Below are 19,053 nucleotides of genomic sequence, written 5' to 3' on the forward strand. Positions count from 1 at the left end.
CCACCGACCCGCCGGCCGCCTCCACCGCCCCCGCGGCCGCGTGCCGGGACGGGGCCGCGGGGGCGGTGGAGGCGGCCGGCGGGTCGGTGGGGCCGGGGGTCTTCCGCACCGCGGTGCCGGAGTTCTTCCGCGCCGTGGTGGGGCTCGCGCTCCGCGTCGGGTGTCCGGTGTCGGACGAGGAGTCGGGTGCGGTCGCCGTGGGCGTGGCCGAGTGCGGGGACTTTGCGTGCGGGACGAACGGAGAGCTGATGCCGGGACCGCCCAGCATCGCGCTGATCAGCACGGCGACATAGCCGCCGGCGGGGATCAGCAGCAGCCGGGCGGCGCGGAGCACCCGGCGCTGGCGTCGTCCCGAGGAATCGACGAAGACGGGGCTCGCTGACTCGCCCTGGGGCGTGTCAGGTTCCGGCACGGGGTGGCCGGGTGCGTCGACCACCGGCAGCTGCGCCGTGTCGGACACCGGGAGCTGCTCCGTGGGGAACACCGGCGGGAGCTGCCCTGTGAGGGCGTCGCCGTACAGGGGGTCCCATGCTGTCGTGTCCTGCCCCGTCGGGTACGTCCACTGCCCCGTCGGGTGCGTCTGCTGGGCGGTCGGGTGCGTCCACTGTCCCGTCGGGTGCGTCCGGTGGGCGGGCGGTACCCCGTCCCAGGGCGGCGAGGCCGTGTCGGTGGCGACGCCCGTGACGCCCCCTGCGTACTCGTGGCCTTGGGCATACCCCTGGCCGTGGGCGTACTGGTGGCCGTAGGCGTACTCGGGGCGGTAGGCGTACTCGTGGCGGCCGTAGGCATAGGTGTAGCCGGCGCCGGCGTACGGATCCTCGCCGTACGCCGCTCCGCTTCCGTCTGTCCACCGCACGAGTCGTGTCCCCTGTCCTGGCCGACCGACGCGGTCGCCCGCATGGAGAGAGCGAACTCGGCCGGAACTGTTACACCTGGGCCGCACGGGACGGACGAAGTTCATGGAAAGGGGTGATCCGGACAAGGGGTGCGCAGATACGCCGGCCCGCACTCCACGGCGACGTGAAGAACCACTGGCCGTTGTGACACTTCCGTGAGGGCGGACGCTGTTCACCATGGGCCGTCGATGCGACCGGAGCGCGGCGGGCGACACGGACTCACCATGAAACCGGAGCGAACGAGGGCAGCTTTGGGTCAGGTAGGGCAAACCCGGCGCGCAGCGACGTACGACGAGGAGTTGGGCGCAGCGGTCTCGCGGGCCCAGGGCGGCGACGAGGCCGCTTTCGCGATGGCCTACCGGATCGTGCAGCCGGCCCTGCTCGGCTATCTGCACGGGCTGGTCGGCAGGGACGCGGAGGACGTGGCCTCCGACGCCTGGCTGGAGATCGCCCGCGACCTCGGACGTTTCAAGGGGGACGGGGCCGGGTTCCGCGGCTGGACCACGACCATCGCCCGGCACCGGGCGCTGGACCATCTGCGCCGCCAGCGCGTGCGGCCCCGGGCAGGCGGGACCGAACAGGACGTACTGAACCTGCCCGGACCGCACAACACTCATGACCAGGCCCTGGAGTCCCTCTCCACCGAGCAGGCCCTGGAACTGGTCCGCGGGCTGCCGCGGGACCAGGCCGAGGCGGTGCTCCTGCGGGTCGTCGTGGGTCTGGACGCTCCCGCCGCCGCACGCGTCCTCGGCAAGCGTCCGGGAGCGGTGCGCACGGCCGCCCACCGGGGCCTGAAAGGTCTCGCCCGCCGGCTGGGCGTCGGCGGCGAGGCGGACGAGGGTGTGACGGATGGGGCTTCCCGAACGCTGGGGAAGTCGAAATGAACGACGAGGGCGGTCGAGGGCGACAGTGAACGGTCGGAAGGTGCCGAGGACCGGCACCTCGACGAATCGAAACGGTCGGACAGGAACGGCCAGGAACGGAAGCGGACATGGGTGAACGGCTGAGCGGCGACGGAGCTCCGGCACGTCACCGGCACGGGCGCCCTGACGGCTCCGTGTCCGGCCCTCCGGACGTGCAGGACTCCGCCACGCTGGAAACGATGCTGGGCGCCGCCCTCCGCGCGGACCGTCCCGATCCCGAGGCCGAGCGGCGGGCCCTGGCCGCCTTCCGGGCCGCCGCCCACGGCGCGGGCGCACACCGGGCCCGTACCCGGCGCCGGGACGACTGGCGGCCGCGCGAGGAGCGGAGCGTCCGGCGCCCGGCGCGGATGACGTTCGGCGCGGTGTTCGCCAGCCTCGCCCTGGGCGGTGTCGCGTACGCAGCCATCGGTTCGGCCGGCTCGTCCACCGACGGCGCCGGTACCGGCCGGGGGACCACGCCCCCCTCCGCGGTCGCCCCGGATCAGCCGGGCGGTACGGCCTCGTCGGCGCCCTCCGGCCGCCCCGGCCCCGGCAACCGCCCCTCCTCCGCCAAGGACACCGAGGCCCACTGCCGCGCCTACAAGAAGGTCGAGGGGCGCGGCAAGGCACTCGACGCGACGGCCTGGCGGCGGCTCGTCGCGGCCGCCGGCGGACGGGACAAGGTCGCCGCGTACTGCTCCGAGCAGCTGGCGCGGGCGACGGCGGCGCCGAGCGGACCGGCCGGCAAACCCGGCAAGGGCACCGCGCACGCCGGCAACGGCCCAGGGGGGAACACCGGCGCCTCCGGCAACAGCACGGCCGACGCCAACCCCGGCGGCACGCACAACCCGACCGGAAACGACCGGACAAGCGGCGGGAACGGCGGCGGGAAGCACCGGTAGCCCCGCGGCACCCTCGGCCGGCCGGCCCGCCCGGGGGCACCGGTCTCGTGCACCTCAGCGTCGGGTGCGGGTGGTGGAGGCGGTCAGTTCACCGCCGTGACCACGTCCCCGGCGTGTGGTGGCGTTCGCTCCCCCGCATCCACGGACGACGCCGGTCAAAAGAGGACGGTTAGACTCGGCCCATGACTGAGTTGGACACGATCACCAGTAATTCCGATCCTGCGGTACAGCGCATCATCGATGTCACCAAGCATTCCCGGTCCAACATCAGGACGACATTGATCGAGGACACCGAACCGCTGATGGAATGCATTCGGGCGGGGGTGCAATTCATTGAGGTGTACGGGAGCGACAACACGCCGTTCTCCCCTGAGTTGCTCGACCTGTGCGGGCAGCATGAAGTACCCGTCCGGCTTGTCGACTCCGCGATCGTCAATCAGTTGTTCAAGGGGGAGCGGAAGGCGAAGACATTCGGCATCGCCCGCGTTCCCCACCCGGCCAAATTCAGCGATATCGCGCAGCGGGACGGGGATGTCGTCCTTCTCGACGGAGCGAAGATCGTCGGGAATATCGGGGCGATCGTGCGGACTTCGCTCGCCCTGGGGGCCTCGGGAATCGTGCTCGTCGACAGCGATCTCACGAGCATCGCCGACCGACGTCTGCTCCGGGCCAGCCGGGGTTATGTCTTCTCGCTCCCCATCGTGCTCGCCAGCCGCGAGGAGGCCGTCTCCTTCGTCCGTGACAGCGGCCTCCGGTTGATGGTGTTCGAGGCCGACGGCGACCTTGAGGTGAAGGAACTCGGCGACGCCCGCGAGCGGCTGGCCCTGACGTTCGGCAGCGAAAAGGGCGGCCCGTCGAACCTGTTCAAGCAGGCGTCCGCGGCGTCGGTCTCCATTCCGATGGCCAGCTCCACCGAGTCCCTCAACGTCTCCGTGTCGGTCGGCATCGCGCTGCACGAGAGGGCTCAGCGGAATTTCGCCGTCAGCCGGTGAGTTGCTGCCGGCCGAGCAACTCATCGAGGTCGTCGGTCCCCACGTGCAGAAAGCGTCCGGCGAGCGGATCCAGCTCGCCGCGCGCCACGCGGAGCACCGCCGCCACGAAACGGGCGGGGTCCGTCCAGTCCTCACGGCCCGCGCAGACGGCCATGGAGAGCGTCATGTCGGTGCGCACCATGCCGGGGCTGATGTCGAAGAGGTGGACCCCGTGGTCCCTGAGCGGGTCGGCCACGACAGCGGCGAGGGCCAGCAGGGATGCCTTGGAACCGCTGTAGGCGGAGTAGCGCAGGTCCCCCTGCACCGCAAAGATGGAGTTGACGTTGACGATCCGGCCCGACCGGCGCCGGATCATCTCCTGTCCCACCGCCTGGCAGGCGTTGACGGTGCCGCGGACGTTCGTTTCGAAGACCTCCCACCAGTGCTCGGGGTCGGCTTCCCAGAAGGGGGCCTCGCCCTGGTCCACCAGCCCGGCGTTGTTCACCAGCAGGTCGACGGGCCCCAGTTCGGCATGCACCGCCCGGGCGGCTTCCCGGATCTCCCGTGGGGAACGGACGTCCGCCACGCAGACGGCGGTGGCGGCCCCGTGCCGTGCGCAGGCACGTGCGGTGTCGTCCAGCCGCCGCCGGTTGCGCCCGATCAGCCCGACCGCCATGCCCGCTTCGGCGAGTCCGGCAGCGAGGATGCTGCCGAGGCCGCGGCCCGCGCCGGTGATCAGCGCCGCCTGCCCGCGCAGGGAGGGGAGTTCAGCGCTCACCGGGCCGCCTCCACCGCGAGCTCCCCGAGGGCGCCGGTACCGCTCATGATGGCCTCGCGGTCGCGCCAGTGCGCCCAGAAAGCGCCGGTGTACCCCTGCCTGTTCAGGCTGGTGAGGAACGGGTTGTCGGCGTAATTGTTGTCGTTCTCACTGCTGCCGGAGATGGTCGGCAGCATCACTCGATAGTATTCGGACTTCGGAATGTGGTCCCAGAGGAAATCGACAGAGGCCTGCCATATCCCGTGCGGGCTGCCCACTGTTCCCGGAGCTTCCGGGAGGTCCGGCGAGAAGTAGCAGACCAGCCGGAACTCCCCGGATTCGTCGAACATGAATTGCCGTTCGTACTCGATGGGGCTGCTGCATTTCCGCAGCGGCTTCAGGACGATCGGCCGGGTCGCGTTGTTGGACTGCAGTCCGGGGAGCGTGCGGACCCCGTCACACTTCTCGGCCAGAGAGATCGCCAGATCCATGTAGGGAAACAGGCGGAGCCCGAGGCTGAAGCCGGTGACCGTCGCGTCCAGCGCCATCATCCGGTCGACGCACTCGCGCATGGTCGACAGGTTTTCTCCCGGCATGCCGAACAGCGCCTCGACCATCGTCAGCATTCCGTAGCGGTGGCTCAGCTCCACCAGCCGCACCGTGTCGCTGAAGTCGTAGTAGCGCGTGCCCTTTCCGGTCACCTTCCACGCGTCGAGCATCTCGGGGCGTACGTGGTCCGCGCCGACGTTCACCCCCGCACAGCCGGCGGCCGCCAGCAGCTCCGCGAATTCCTCGTCGAAGGGCGCGGGCTGGCAGTAGACCCAGAGCCGCAGGTGGCGCAGCGGACTGGCCGGGTCACCCTCCCGGCGCCGGATGATCTCCCGCAGCAGGCTCTTGCTGTGGGAGATCGAGAGGTTGAATTCGCTGTCCGTGGTGTGCAGGTCGTAGATGCCCTGGGCGGTCAGTGACTCCATCTCGTCCACCACCGCGGCCACCCCGCGGCGCGCGAACTGCGTGCCCTTGGCGTCCGGTTCCACGCAGTGGCTGCATTTGTAGACGCAGCCGCTCTTGGTCAGGATGCTGCCCAGCCCCCCCTCCCGGTAGTAGCGCAGGTTGTCGATCTTGTACGGCTCGCCGGACCGCCGGGTGTAGGAGCGTTCGGTCTCCGCCTGCCACGCCCGGCTCTCGTAACGGCCGACGGCGCCGAACGACAGGGGCGCGGGGGCCGGCAAGGGTGCGGGGGCCGCCACGGGCGCGGGAGCAGCCGCCGCGCGTCCGTTCAGCACGGGCGGGGGCACCCTGGTGACCTGCCCGGGGCCGCGGTTGATGAGCAGTCCCGGGATGTGGTCGGCGGTCCGCCCCTCGACGAAGGCCTGTGCCAGGTCGCAGATGATCTTCTCGCCCGGACCCTTCACACCGAAATCGACGTCGAAGTAGTCGACCAGGGCGAACGGCATGGTGGAGAACCCCACGCCACCGGCGATGACGGGAGCCGCGGTCAGCCCGCGGACCTCGTCGATGACCGCCTTGTACCCATCGATGAACGGGCGTTGTTCAAAGGCGTACACGGTGTCGGTATTGCGGCACGTGACGCCGACCAGCAAGGGGCGGCTGCTGTCGAAGTAATCCCGGAGCGCTTGTTTCCAGTCGCCCACATGGAACGTGAGATCCAGTACGTGCGTTTCGAATCCCTCGGCCTCCAGCGCCGTGGTCAAGACGTCCAGTGCATAGGGCGCGATAGGTGGATAAATTTGGTTGGGGTTGATCAGCGTAATGATGCCTTTGTGTGCCATTGGCTTCCTTCTTACGGCCGGGCGCCGGCGCCGCCCGCGGTCGATACGCGCGGGGGCTGGGAGGTCTCCAGGACGTACTCGGTGACGCGACCGTCGGGGTCGGCGTCGATGGGGTCGGGCAGCGGTTCGGTGAAGGTCAGGGTGTCCCCCGGGGCAACCGCCGCGGCCGGCCAGCACAGGGGCTGGGACAGGTCGACGTACAGGGGCTTGCGGATCCCCGCGCCGGAGGCGGAACGGGCGGCCATCACCGGGCTCTTGTCGGCCCGGCCGCGCACCACGTCCCAGGGGTCCGGGAGCGTGGTGGTGCGCAGAAACGACCGGCGGGGCACGCCCGTTCGCGCGCACCAGCGGTGCCAGGCCAGCGCCCCCTGGGCCGTCCCCGCCCACGTCCCGCCGGGGAGCGCGGCGCCAGGGACCTTCCAGGTGCGCCGGCTCAGGACGAGGTGGCCCAGGGTCAGCCGCGGGTAGTGGCGGACGGTGGCCGAGGACTCCGGCGCCGCCAGGGCGTCCACGTGATCCCACAGCGTGAGCGTCGCGCCGGACGCCGGCCCGAAGCGGCTCAGCCACCGGTACAGTCCGGGCGCCACGGTGGCCAGGGTCGAGTTGTGCGGGACCGGGAACAGCGGTCGTCCCGGGAAGCGGTCGCTGAACAGCAGCATCCGGCCCCCCACCGCCTGCGCGACACAGGCGGACAGGTCGATGCGAGCCTCGGGGTCACACTCCAGCGCCCGTCCCGGATAGCTCAGCGCGGCGGGCAGCAACAGCGGGTGCTCATTGACCGTGGCCCCGAGCAACGCGGAGACGTCGACCGGGATTCCGCCCTCCTGGGGCGTATCCGCGCGCGCCGCCCACGCGCGCAACTCGGCGATCCGGGACGCGTCGAGGTCGGCGGCGACCCGGGCGGCAAAGCGTCCGTAGCCGGTGCCGACGCCGTTGACCACCACATGGTCCCCGGCGAGTTGTACCGGCCACGCCGCGCACGGGAGGTCCATGACGGCGTCCGGCAGCCCCGCCGCCACCGCGTCCAGCAGGCCGGGATCGCAGCTCACCTCCGCGCCGGGCCGGTCCGCCGCGGCGCGCAGCCCGTCGAAGAGCCGTTGACGGAGGGCGAGCACCGCCGCCAGCTCCTCCGCCGCACAGTCGGCGAGCAGCGCATCGGCTTCCTTGCGGCCCGCGTCGAGGAACCACGCGTACGCCGTCGGCACCGGCACCGGATCCGACCCGAAGCGGCGCCGGAACGCGATGCCGGTGGCCAGTTGGAAGGGCAGCTCGAAGCCGAGCAACGGCACGATGCGCTGGACCCGGCCCAGGTCGGCGAGGACCTCGGGGGAGGTCCGCAGGATGCCGTCGTCGGCCCGGACGCCCACGACGTCCGCACTGACCGTCGCACGGTCGGCCGCCCGGACGCCGGTCCCCAGGGTGTGGGCGAGGGCAGCGATCCCCTCCTTCGCGCCGCGCAGTGCGGCGGTGCGCGCCGCACCGGCGGTGGCGAGGGCGTCCTCCGCGTCGCGCAGCGCGCAGAGCGCGTCGTGCACGTCCTGGGCCCGCCGGGCCTCCTCCCCCTCGGCGCCCGGCGCCGGGACCGTGGCGCCGGCCACCGCGCACAGCGTCCGCCGGCCGTGGCTCGGCAGGCGTGGTCCGGCCTCCAGCAGCCCGCGCTCGATGAGACGCGCAAGCGTGTCGGGCAGCGCGCCACCGGGCGCGACGGTGTCCAGGCGGACCGGGTCCCGCAACTGGTGCAGCGTGCCGGCAAGCGCCGCTCCGCACCGCGCGGACCGCACCCGCTCGGTGCCGTTCGCCGCGTTCACCAGCCAGGTCACCCGCAGGCCGTCGGGGTGTTCCCGGACCGCCGCGCTCGGGTTGACGGTGAGCCACAGCAGCTCCGGCCTGAGGCTCCGGTAGCCGCCGGTGGCGATCCACTGCCGCACCCACTCGACCACGGCGCGATCCACCCGCACGTGGGTGCGCGGCGGGGTCGTCGCAGCGCCCCGGAAGAGCACGTCGGTGGTGGCGAAACCGGCGAACGGCGTGGGCTTGGTCGCGGCGCGGTGCACCAGGCGGAGCAGCGTGAGGGCCCTGCGCCGGGCCTTCTTGCCCGCGGTCGCGTCCAGCACGCCGACCGGTCCGGCGGCCAGCAGGCCGGGCACCGACAGCTCGACGGACCAGGCGATGTCCTCCTCGCGCAGCGCCGCGTCCACGGTCGCGCCGGCGGTCTCGGCCAGTTTCCCCAAGGCCAGGCCGAGCTCTCGTTCGGACGTGTCGCGGGACGCCAGGGTGCGTGTGTACGCCGCGATCCGGTCGGCGGTGGCCGCGTCCACCGGCAGCCCCGCCGGGAGCGGCCGGGCGTTGAACGCGGCGCGCCGCGCCCGCAGCACGTCCCGGCGCTGCTCCTGACGCACCGTCGGCACCAGCGTGCCGAGGTGGTCGGCGAGCACGGCGCCGCGGCGGTGGGCGGCGTCCTCGGCAGCGGCCCATGCTCCGGCCGCCTGCCACACCCCGTCGCTGCCCAGATCCACCACGACGGAACCGGGCAGCCGGCAGCGCCGGCGCACCGCGACCGGGCCCAGGGTGACGCGGTCGGTGGGCGGTGGTGCGTCGTTCCCGCTCACTGCCGCCATTCGATCTCCAGCGGCAGGCTGTCCAGTCCCCGGTGGAGGAAGTGCGGCGTCCAGGCGGGCTCGGCCGCGAGCCGGAGCCCGGACCACCGCCGGCCGACCGCTTCCAGCAACACCCGGCCCTCGGTACGCGCCAGGTGCGCGCCGAGGCACACGTGGCGTCCCTCGCCGAAGCTGACCCCCGCGTGGTCGGCCTGCGCGCCGCTGGTGAGCAGCTCGTGGTTGGCCGCGCCGAGCATCACCCTGATCATGTCGCCGGGGCGGATGCGCTCCCCTTCGAGGGTGCACTCCTCCTGTGCCACCCGGACGGTGAACGTGAGCGGGGATTCGCCCAGCAGGAGCCGGTCGACCTCCGCCGAGGTGTCGACCTCGCCGGCCGACAGGCCCGCCAGCAGCTCGGGGTGGGTGGCCAGGCGCAGCAGCAAGCCGCTGAGCATGTTGCGGGAGGTGTCGTGGCCGGCGATGTAGAGGCTGAAGACGTTGGCGAGGACCTCGGTGTCGGACAGCGCCTCCGAGGTGTCCCGCGCGTCGACGGCGAGTGCCAGCACCGAGTCGGGCATCAGGCGGTCCGGGGTGGCCCTCCACCGCTGGACGAGCCGGCCGAGGTCGTCCACCCGCGCCAGCGCGTTGCCGACGTCGTCCCCGGAGGGCCGTCCCGACGCCACGCCGCCGCCCCTGCTGATCACTCGGCAGAGCTCACTGACCTCGTGGCGGTCGTCTTCGGGGATCCCGACGAGGTCGCCGATCACGCTCACCGGCAGGCGCGCGCTGATCCCGGCGACGCCGTCCATGGTCGGACACCGGCCGGCGTCGTCCAGGAGCGCCGCCATGGCGGCCTCGATCCGAACGGTCCGGGCGCGCACCGCCCGAGGGGTGAAGAGCCGTCCGAGGAAGCGGCGCAGGCGCGCGTGGCGTTCTCCCTCCGAGGCCAGCAACATGCTCTGGAAGAAGCCCGCGTGGCTGCCGTTCTCCGACCACTCCGACTCCGGTGGCGGGCCGGGCAGGCGGAAGCGGGGATCGCGTAACACCAGCCGCGCGAGGTCGTAGCCGGTCACCACCCAGGTCCGGTCGGGTCGGCTCCACACCAGGGGCCCCTGGCGGTGCATGCGTGCGTAGAGCGGGGCCGGGCACCTCAGCAATGCCTCGGTGACTGCCGCACGAGTGGGTCCGGTCGTCATGCCATCACGCTCTTTCTCAGCGAAGCACCTTGCCGCGTGCGTCATAGGCGGCCTCGTCGGCCGGCCGGCAGACGACCTGGTGCGGTGTCACGGGGGCGGGGAGTCGTCGGCAGGCGTCGCGGACCCGGGCTTCGGTGACGTCGCCCACCGCGATGACGGTCAGGCGATCGCCGGTCCGGGAGCGGTCGACCGCCACCGAGGCGTCCGTGACGCCGGGCAGCGCCCGCACGGCGGCGGTGATCTGCCGCGGGTAGACACTGACGCCGTCGACCTTGACCAAGTCGTCCTTGCGGCCGTCCAGGACGAAGCCGCCGTCGGCCGGATGGGCGAGATCACCGGTGGTCACCGCGCCGTCCGGCCGGGTCGTCAGCCGTCCGCCGGTCACCGCGAACCGGGTGTCGGGGCCGCGGGTCCACAGCGTGCCGACCCCGTCCGGCCCGATGTCCTCCAGCCACACCGGCTTGCCCGGCAGCGGCGCTCCCACGTAGCCGTCGTCGTGCACCGCACGGTCGACGGTGACGAGTCCCGTCTCGGTGGAACCGAGCATGGTGAGGAATCCGCTGCCGGGGAATCCCGTGCTGATGCGCTCCGCCCGCTCCGGGGTGAGGCCACCGCCGGCGGGGACGAAACACGTGTGGGAGAAGGCGCGTTGCCCGGCCGCGGTCCGGGCGCCCAGCACGGTGAGCGCCGGCGGCGCCAGGCACACCCCCGGCCGCCCGGCCAGCTCGGGGATCGCCGTCTCCCACCCACTCGGCCGGAACAGCACCAGGTCGCGGCCGAGCATCATGGCCGGCGCGACCACCATGTAGAAGGCCGCCGCGAAATCGATCGCGGAGCAGGTGGCGAACACCTCGGCCGAGGCGTACTCCGGCAGGCCGTCGACGTACAACTCCACTGCGGACGCCACCGCGTGCGGCCGGCCGAAGAGCAGTTTCGGCCGCCCGGTGGTGCCCGACGACGCCGTGGCGTAGGTGGGGCCGTCCACGCCGGGCGGTGGTGCCGCCTGCGGCCCGGCCGCCAGCAGGGCGCCGTCGCCCACGGGAGCGTGTCCGGCGGCGCCCCACCGAGCCGGGTCACCCAGCACCCAGCGGGGCGCGGGGTCCAGCAGGCCGAGCGCGAGCAGCCCCACGATCGACCGTTCGCCGCCGTCCGAGGGGACGACCCAGCCGTGCGGCGCGTCGGGCAGCTCCGCCACCAACTCCTCGGCCCGCGCCAGCAGCGACGGCCAGGAGAACCGTCCGCGCTCGGTCACCACGCCCGCGCGGGAGCCGCGCAGCACGGGTGCGGCCTGCGTCAGCCATGCTCCGAGAGCGCCCATGTCACCCACTCCCTGATGGTCGTCGGGCCCCGGAGGTCCTCGGGGACGAGCACGCCGTTCTCCTTCAGCACCACGTACGTCACTTCGCGCTCCAGCGACGTCAACGGCCGGTCGAGGTCCTCCTCTTCGAGGGCGTCGGTCAGCGCGCGGGTGAGCGAGGCACCGTCGGCGGCCGGCGGGGAGCACACCACGCGCAGCCGCCGCGGCATGTCGAAGCGGATGTGCCGGACCCGCTCGATCTCCGCGTCGGCCGGCGCGGCGTCCGGCGCGAGGTGGTGCAGCGCCTGGAAGAGCTCCCGCGCCTGGTGCCGGGCGAGTCGCGCGCCGAGGCAGCGGTAGGCACCCCACCCGAAGGAGAACAGCGCCCGGCCGGCCACCGGGTCGTCGTCCAGCCGGTTGGCGTCCGCGACCCGGACCGAGATGACCTGCCCGGACCGGAACTCGTGACCGTCCAGCTGGAACGGCTCCCGGACCACGCGCTCCAGCGTCTTGAGCGGGGGCTCCGCACGAAGGGCCTCGTCGAGCAGACTCTCCCGGGATGCGGCGTCGGCGAGCGCCCCCGGCGTGCCGAGGATCCGCACGGCGGCGTTGCCGAGCATGCCGGACACCGTTTCCAGGGAGGCCTGCACCAGCATCACGGCGTTGGCCTCGATGTCCTCGTCCGACAGGTCCAACGTCCCGGCGTGCCAGGCGCCGAGCACCGACGCCGGGGGCGCGGCCGCCCGGGCGGCCGCGACGATCTCCCGGACCCGGACCAGCGCGGCATGGCCCGCACGGACCGCCTCCGCGGGGTCGTCGAGCCGGGCGGCGTAGGCGACCAGCGCGACCTGCTGGCTCAGCTTGTGCAGCCGCCGGTAGTCGTCGTCCGTGAAGCCGATGAGCCGCGCCCCGACGCGCACCGCGTACGGAAACGCCACGGCGGTCATGAACTCGCCGCCCCCGGACGCCGCGAACCGGCGCACGGTGTCCTCGGCGCCTCTCCGCAACTCCGGCGTGAGGGCCTCGATCGCGTCGGCGTCGAAGAATCCGCCGAACGCCCTGCGGAGCACCTGATGGCGTGCGGGGCCGGTCTGCAGCATGACGCGTTCGGCGAACGCGGCGATCTCGTCGACCTGGGGGTGCAGTTCGTCGGGCAGCTTCGTGACGAGGTGGGCCATGACCGGCTGCGGTTCCAGGACGCCCAGCCGGTGGTCGCCGAGCAGCCGAACCGTCAGGGACCGACTGCTGACCACCCATCCCAGGCCGTTGGGCAGGGGACTCAGCCCCTCGGGCGTCGCCGCGGGGGCGGCCGGGGCCGCGGTCTCAGGGGAATGGGTGCGGCTCATGCCGTACCTCCTCGATGGGGAACTCAACGGGGCCGATGCCGTTCCTGGCCCGGAACGCCTGGAGGGTCTCGGGCGGCGGCAGCCGTCGGTGCCGGTGGCCGAAGGTCATCGGCACGGTGCCCGGCACGATCGCCTTCACGCAGCTCAGGCCCAGGCGATCCAGTTCGCCGGTGGTGTGGTCCACGACGAAGACCTCCTGTCCGTCGCGCCGCGCCGCCGCGAGCATCGCGGCGAGATCCGCCGCGACGTCGCCGGCCGGTGGCGCGGGGGTCACGGCGGGCGACGGGTCCGGCGGCGTCCCGTCGAGGAGGAAGGAGAACCGCGGCCGGGCCCCGGGCAGGGCTCCGACCAGGGCGTGGTCCTCCATGCGGCGCACGAGGTCGGGGGCGTCCAGAGCGCGCTCCAACTCGGGGCGGCGGCGCTGGTACTCCACCGTGATCACGGGCGCGGCGGCGGCCATCTCGTGGACCGCCCCGAGCAGCGCCCGCTCCACCGTGAGCCCCGAGCCCGCGGTGACCAGGGTCGCCGGCCGCTCCGGATCGGGTGAGGTCGTCACGAGCAGGGCCACGGGAACGTCGAACGCGCCGAGGGCCCGGAAGGCCCGCAGGTCGCGTCCGGTCCGGTGCCGCACCGTCCGCACGGCGCGGGCGGCTTCGCCCGTCAGCCCGCCGAGGTCGATCTCCGGCAACGGCGTCCCGGAGTACCACGCGCACAGAAAGGCGTCGCGCTCGGCCACCTCCAACAAGGCGGCCAGCAGGGCCTCTTCGACGCCGGATCCCAGTGCGCACCCGTTGGAGTTCTCGTAGACGAACCGCGGGCCGGTGTCCGGGCGCCTGGTCGCGCCGTAGTACGCGACGTGGAACGGCACCAGCGCCGGCCGCCCGGTGTGCGCCGAGTACGCCTGGGCCCACCCCGTCCGGGTGTCCGGCGTGAACGGCGTGTACTCGAATCCGGGCTGCCGGTACGCCTCGTCGGGGTGCAGGAGCAGGGAGCGGGGGTCGACCGCGTCGTCGAGTTCGGCGAACGCGGCGAAGCGGACGGGGTCGCGGCCGCCGCAGTGCCACCCGGCGTACCGCTCCAGGCCTTCCAGGATCGCGGCGGGCCGGGCCCCCGCGTAGTCCTCGGCCCGCCCGATCGCGATCTCGTCGAATCCCCAGACGGTGGGCACCCGCACCTGCGTCGAGGGCAGGGCGGCCCGGTCGCCGACCGCGGCGGACCGGGTGAGGCCCGACCACGCGTCGAGGTACTCCTGCTCCAGCCGGTCGGCGTACCGGGCAGCCGGGACGCGTCGTGCCGAGCCCACGCCGGTCGTGGGCAGGGGCCTGGACAGGTCGGGAACCGGTGGCGGCAGCGGGCGGCGGCTGCCGAGGCAGTGCGGTGCGGTGCACAAGGTGTGCGGGAGCGCCGGGTGCCAGTCGCCGGTCAACCGCGCGGGCCCGACCGCGAAGGCGGCGTCGACGCCGCGCGGGGGCACGCCGGCGGCCAGCCGCTCCGCCTCGTCGCGCACCACGGCTGCCACCAGGCGCAGGGCTCCGGGCGGCAGCCAGCCGGCGCGCCGTGCGGACAGCCGGCGCGGGGCCGCCTCCGCCCCCGCGGGAACGCCCTCCGGACCATCCGCCGCCCGTACGCGCAGCGCCAGGCAGTGCGGGCAGCCGGGTTGACCGGGCCGCATCACCGGGCCGACGACGACCCGGCCGCGGAGCCCGTACACGGGCACGACGACCGTGTCCGCCGCCGGGAGGTCCGAGAGGTCGGCATCCCAGTCCAGGTGCACCACGACGACGGGGCGGCCGTCCCCGGCCGCGGGCATGCCGTCCGCGGTGCGGACATCGACCGCGTCGCCGACCCATCGGCGCAACTCCGCCGCGGGGTCGTCGGGGAGCCGGGGCGCCCGGCGGCGCGACGTCAGCGTTTCGCTCATCCCGCGTGTCCCGGAGCCAGGACGATGCCGGTCAGGTCGGCGGCGACCAGCGGCGGGAGGGCGGCCTCGCGCCAGGCCAGGCCGAGTGCGGACGCGACCTCGTCGACCCGGCGCTCCTCCGGGACCGTGCCCGTCCACGCCGTCACGGCCGTCGCGTCGTCCCCGTGCCCGAGTTGGCCCCGTGCCAGGGCGGCCAGCAGTGCGCGCTCCACCGCCTGGTCGGGGTCGAAGCCGGTCCGGGTGACGGTGCCGTCCACCCGGGCCCGCCACAGTCCGCTCGGATGGCGCGCCGTGCTGAGCTCGACGTCCCTGCCGGCCAGTTCGGCGAGCGCGCGGGCCCGCTCGGAGCGGGCCGTCCCCTCCCGGCGTTCCGCACCCGCGTCGTCCGGTGCCGCGTCGTCCAGTGCCGCGTCGGCCCAGCGGAGCAGGGCGCGGGCACCTGCCTCGGCGCGGTCCTTGCCCACGCCCACGACGGTGTCGCCGCTGGTGGGAAGCGTCGCCTCGACCGCGGTCACGGCGGCCTCGGCGCGGGCGTCGGCCACGGATTCCGCCACGATGACCGGGCCGTCGGCCGAGCCCGTCGGCTCGCCGCGCCCCGGCGGGTTGATCCGCAGGCGCAGCGCCGTGAGGGGGAACTGCGGGAGCTGTTCGGGGGTGCAGGAGAACAGCGGGCCGAAGCACCGCGCGCCGAAGACCGAGTCGGGGAACCGGGTCCGCCGACCGGCCGCCGGAGCGAGCGACGGGTCCGCCGGGCCGGCGGGCAGCGCATGCCCGGGGCAGTCGGGGTCCGGATCGACGTCCGTGCGCCAGATGCTGAGCCGGGTCAGGTCCACCACCACGCCCTCGCCCAGCACGGCGTCGTCGCCGCCGGCGACGTACTGGAACACCTCCTGTGCCAGCACGGTCGCCGCCACCGACACCGGTACGTACCCGAGCCCGTCGGACGGCGGCAGTTCGACGGCCTGGTGGGCCAGGCGCCGCCAGGCGCAGCGGACGCAGGCCCGGCCCGACCGGGGCACCTGCCCCTTCAGGAGCATCGCCTGACCGCGGACCAGCGCCGCCCAGGCGCCGCTGCCGAGCGCTTCGGCCCGGTCCAGCAGCCGCCAGGCGTCCTCTTCTTCTCCCGGGGCGAAGACCCCGATCACGGTCCGTCCTTCGAGGTCCCCGTCCGGGCCGGACAGGCGTACCGGCGCCCCCTGCCGGCCGAAGTCCTCCGCGAGTTCCTGGAGTTCCTTCCCGGGTGCCGTGTCCAGCAGCACGAGGTCGCCGAAGCCGGTCTCCATCAGCGTCGTCGCCAACGGCCCCACCCGCTCGGCGGGGCCCGCCACGGCCAGCGGGTGCCGCCGGACACGGGCGAAGCCCTCCGCGGGACGGGCGGTGAAGTGGCGCAGGTACTCGGCCTGTTGGGGGAAGAGACGGGCCGACTCCGGGTCGTCGGCCCCCTCGTCGGCGGGTTCGGGCCGCAGCACCTTCCGCTGCTCCAACGCCTTCAGCAGCTTGTCCACGAAGGCGGCCTGCTCTGGCTTGAGCGCGCCGAGGAGCTCGTCGGGCACCACGCCGCGGTCCAGGAGGGGGGCGAGTTTCTCCACCCAGGTCGCGACCGTCTTGCCGTTCAGGGTGAACGAGCCGTCCGTCGTACGGATCCACACCCCGTTGGGCACCGGTACGTAGTAGGCATCGGCGCGCAGGCGCAGCACAGTGCCGGTCATATCCCACCCCCGTCGCCCGCCGCCGCGGCGAGCGGACTCAGACTGTTCTCCAGATACAGGCCCCGGCGGTAGCCGCCCACGGGGACCATCAGCAAGGACGTCAGGCGTCGGGCCCCCAGTCCGAGGGCCTCGTCGAGCACGCCGCTGACGAAGCCCAGCACCGGGTGTGCGGACCTGCCGTCCCGCGCCGCGCACACGGCCAGGCGCTGGGCGAGGACGCCGGCCAGCAGATGCTGGGTGCGATAGCCGACCGGACCGCTGGCACCGCGGTGCGGCTCGGTGGCACCGACCATGACGGCGATCAGCGGTGCCTGTCCGACGTTCATGTAGTGCGCGAACATGCTCCGCTGGACCACCGGCCCGAAGTCCCCGTCGGCAAGCCGGGCGAGCCGGCGCCCGTCCTGCTGCGGCAGGTAGGCCCCCGGGGGCACCCCCGGCACGGAGCGGACGACCAGCACGCACCGCGGGTGCGTCAGGGCGGGGACGTCCCCGCTCCCGGTCACGTCGCAGTCCAGCGGGGCGAGCACCTGGGGCAGCCAGTCCGCCAGGACGTCCGCGGGGAGCGGTGCGCCCCGGAGCTGCTCACCGAGGGCCGACCGGGCCCAGGAGTCGGCGACCGACACCGGCCGTCCGGACACCGCGGGCAGCTCCGCGTCCGCCCGGTCGGCCAGGTCCTCCAGCACGACGGGCGGGAGGTCGACCGTCCGGCCGGGGCGTCCGGCCGCCAGGCAGGCGGCGTGCATGCGGCGGGTACCGGTGGTGGGGCCGGGCGGCGCGGACGCCCCCAGCCAGCGGGGCCGTCCGACCGGAGCCGCGCGGCCGGCGGCCGGCCCCCGCTCCGCCTCGGCCGGGTCCCCCAGTGCGATGTCCACCACGGCCGGGGTGGCCTCTTCCTCGGGGTCGAGCCCGAGGAGGTCGGCGATCCGCCGCTCGTCCACGCCGAACGCCACGCGAGCGGGCAGGTTCCACGAGCGGGCGGCGAGCGCGAACTGGCCGACCACCGCCCCGGTGTCCATCGCGCCGAGCCGGTAGGAGAAGTCGCCGTACTTGAAGTAGTTCTTCCACAGCGGCTGGGTGAGGACGATCCGCACACCGCCCGCCGGGGGCGTCAGCTCCGCCGGCGGCCGGCCGCGGGACAGCACCGCCAGGGCGTGGCGCACCGCGTCGTAGTGGTGGATCCCCGCGTCCAGGCCCGCCGTGCCCGCGGTGACCACGTAGCACTCGGCGGGGTACGTCACGCCGCCCGAGGGCATGGCGCGGCGGAGCTGGTAGTGCGGGTTGCGGTGGACCGGCGTGGGCTCCTCGGGGCTGCTCTTGGCGATGCCGGCGGGGTACCACCGCACACCGGTCAGGCCGTAGCCGGCCTGGAGCAGCGCGCCGAGCCGGGTGGCCGGGTCGGACGCGGCGAACGCGGCCGCCGCGGCGGGGCCACCGGCCGCGACCGTCCGCGACATCGTCGGCAGGTCCCTGCGGGGCAGGTCGGCGTACCAGCGGAAGGGGCTGGGGATGTTCCGCCAGTCGATCTGCCAGTGCTGCGGGTGGACCTCCTCGTAACTGCCGCGGAGCCTGCGGACGAAGGCGTCCACGCCCGCGTCGTCGAACGGTCCGCGCTCCGACGGGTCACCGGAGAGCGGCGGTGCGCCGGTATCGGCCGCGGTCATCCGGAGACCTCGGCTTCCGGCTGCACGGACCGGATGAGCTCCGCCGCGTCGAGGTCGTACTCCTCCTCGAAGGCGCGGGCGATCAGGTAGAAGAGCGTGTACCGGTCGGCCAGCAGGAAGCCCAGCCGGTAGAGGTGCCAGTTGGTGTACGCCTGGGCCAGCCGGGAGGCCAGGAACCGGCGGTCCTCGCGGATCATGCCCTGGTAGTACGTGTTGTCGGCGATGGCCCGGTGGATGCCGGCCACCGGGGCCTCCGGCAGGTCGGCGAGCCACTCCACCTTCGGCCTGCGGTAGAGGCCGTCGGGCGACGGGGTGAGCTTGGCCGTTTCGGCCTTCCGCGGGGTGGCGTAGAGGTAGAAGCGGCCTTCGTCGAAGCCCTTCCGGATGGCCGGGAGATAGCCGCGCAGCCGCACCGCCCACTCACGGGCCAGTTCGGGGACGTCGGCCAGGTCACCCTCCGGGTCCTGCATCTGCTCGACCAGTGCGCGCAGGCGCGGCCGCAACAGGTTGCGGTTCTGCTCGTACCGCTGGGCGTGCTTGGCCCGGGTGCCCTCCGGGTCCCGGATCAGCAGCATGTAGCCCTCGAACGTCGCCAGGTAGGAGAGGTAGCCGGCCTTGAAGCCGAACTTGGCGACGGGCGGCGGCAGATGGGGGGCGAGCAGCACGCCGCTGCACACGAGGAAGTCGAAGGCCGCGGCGAGGCGGAGCGCTCGATCGCCGCGCGTGGCACGGAGGGTCCGCAGCGCCAGCGGCGTGGTCTCGGTCCAGAACGCCTCCGCCAGCCCCAGTCCGGCTTCGCCGCCCAGCCAGTCGTGCTCGTGGTTGTACGGCTGGTGCTCGAAGGGGTCGTCGGACGCCGCGGACCCGATGTGCTCCATGATCCGGGACTTCAGGCGGCGTTCGACCGACGGGCTCCGGGTCGCGAAACGCAGCCGCAGGAACGGCCGGCCGCCGTAGTTCTCCCGCAGGTAGAACCACGACTCCGTCTCGCCGAGTGCCACCGACTCCTCCAGCGTGGGCGCGGCCACGTCGAGAAGGAGGTCTTCCTGCACCGACCACGGGACGCTGACGGTGAGATCCTTTTGTTCACTGCTGGACATGGCAC

Annotated in this window: 13 protein-coding genes and 1 pseudogene; 3 read left to right on the forward strand and 11 right to left on the reverse strand. The window is 73.6% G+C overall.

Annotated features, from left to right (window positions below):
• A pseudogene (locus EST54_RS34095) lies at window positions 1-856 on the reverse strand (hypothetical protein); the annotation flags it as partial.
• Window positions 857-1,147: 291 nt separating this feature from the next.
• On the opposite strand from EST54_RS34095, the gene EST54_RS17955 reads away from it, so the two are divergent.
• The 3 genes from EST54_RS17955 (at window position 1,148) to nshR (ending at window position 3,692) form a co-directional block, all read left to right on the forward strand.
• Complete coding sequence (locus EST54_RS17955; RefSeq protein ID WP_161989297.1) at window positions 1,148-1,780, forward strand: RNA polymerase sigma factor; 633 nt, start codon at window positions 1,148-1,150, stop codon at window positions 1,778-1,780.
• Window positions 1,781-1,971: 191 nt separating this feature from the next.
• Window positions 1,972-2,700, forward strand: coding sequence for a hypothetical protein (locus tag EST54_RS17960; protein ID WP_129248658.1), 729 nt, complete (start codon window positions 1,972-1,974; stop codon window positions 2,698-2,700).
• A 182-nt stretch (window positions 2,701-2,882) separates the two neighbouring features.
• Entirely contained in the window at window positions 2,883-3,692 is an 810-nt protein-coding gene (gene nshR / locus EST54_RS17965) for an NshR/TsnR family 23S rRNA methyltransferase (protein ID WP_129248659.1), read from the forward strand.
• Here the strand turns inward: nshR and EST54_RS17970 are convergent.
• From EST54_RS17970 to EST54_RS18015, 10 genes are read right to left on the reverse strand one after another with little or no spacing between them, the layout of a single operon-like run.
• A complete protein-coding gene (locus EST54_RS17970; RefSeq protein WP_161989298.1) occupies window positions 3,682-4,449 on the reverse strand; it encodes an SDR family NAD(P)-dependent oxidoreductase in 768 nt (255 codons plus the stop codon). The two genes, nshR and EST54_RS17970, sit on opposite strands and share 11 nt — an antisense overlap.
• A complete protein-coding gene (tsrT, locus tag EST54_RS17975) occupies window positions 4,446-6,221 on the reverse strand; it encodes a tryptophan 2-C-methyltransferase (RefSeq protein ID WP_129248661.1) in 1,776 nt (591 codons plus the stop codon). The genes EST54_RS17970 and tsrT overlap by 4 nt, the downstream gene beginning before the upstream one ends.
• A gap of 11 nt (window positions 6,222-6,232) precedes the next feature.
• On the reverse strand, window positions 6,233-8,830 hold the full coding sequence (locus tag EST54_RS17980; RefSeq protein ID WP_129248662.1) for a lantibiotic dehydratase: 2,598 nt from the start codon (window positions 8,828-8,830) through the stop codon (window positions 6,233-6,235).
• Entirely contained in the window at window positions 8,827-10,014 is a 1,188-nt protein-coding gene (locus EST54_RS17985) for a cytochrome P450 (protein WP_129248663.1), read from the reverse strand. The genes EST54_RS17980 and EST54_RS17985 overlap by 4 nt, the downstream gene beginning before the upstream one ends.
• Window positions 10,015-10,030: 16 nt before the next feature.
• A complete protein-coding gene (locus EST54_RS17990) occupies window positions 10,031-11,332 on the reverse strand; it encodes an AMP-binding protein (RefSeq protein WP_129248664.1) in 1,302 nt (433 codons plus the stop codon).
• Window positions 11,308-12,657 (reverse strand): cytochrome P450, encoded by a 1,350-nt coding sequence (locus EST54_RS17995; RefSeq protein WP_129248665.1) that lies wholly within the window; start codon window positions 12,655-12,657, stop codon window positions 11,308-11,310. Before EST54_RS17995 ends, EST54_RS17990 begins: the two co-directional genes overlap by 25 nt.
• Complete coding sequence (locus EST54_RS18000) at window positions 12,635-14,578, reverse strand: TOMM precursor leader peptide-binding protein (RefSeq protein ID WP_129248666.1); 1,944 nt, start codon at window positions 14,576-14,578, stop codon at window positions 12,635-12,637. The genes EST54_RS17995 and EST54_RS18000 overlap by 23 nt, the downstream gene beginning before the upstream one ends.
• The gene (locus tag EST54_RS18005; RefSeq protein ID WP_129248667.1) at window positions 14,575-16,287 is read right to left on the reverse strand and encodes a hypothetical protein; all 1,713 of its coding nucleotides are present in this window, start codon (window positions 16,285-16,287) and stop codon (window positions 14,575-14,577) included. The genes EST54_RS18000 and EST54_RS18005 overlap by 4 nt, the downstream gene beginning before the upstream one ends.
• A complete protein-coding gene (locus tag EST54_RS18010) occupies window positions 16,284-17,948 on the reverse strand; it encodes a SagB family peptide dehydrogenase (protein WP_129248668.1) in 1,665 nt (554 codons plus the stop codon). The genes EST54_RS18005 and EST54_RS18010 overlap by 4 nt, the downstream gene beginning before the upstream one ends.
• A complete protein-coding gene (locus EST54_RS18015) occupies window positions 17,945-19,048 on the reverse strand; it encodes a lantibiotic dehydratase C-terminal domain-containing protein (protein WP_161989299.1) in 1,104 nt (367 codons plus the stop codon). The genes EST54_RS18010 and EST54_RS18015 overlap by 4 nt, the downstream gene beginning before the upstream one ends.
• Between the last annotated feature and the right edge of the window lie 5 nt (window positions 19,049-19,053).

Source organism: Streptomyces sioyaensis, from assembly GCF_004122735.1.
Classification (GTDB): Bacteria; Actinomycetota; Actinomycetes; order Streptomycetales; family Streptomycetaceae; genus Streptomyces; species Streptomyces sioyaensis.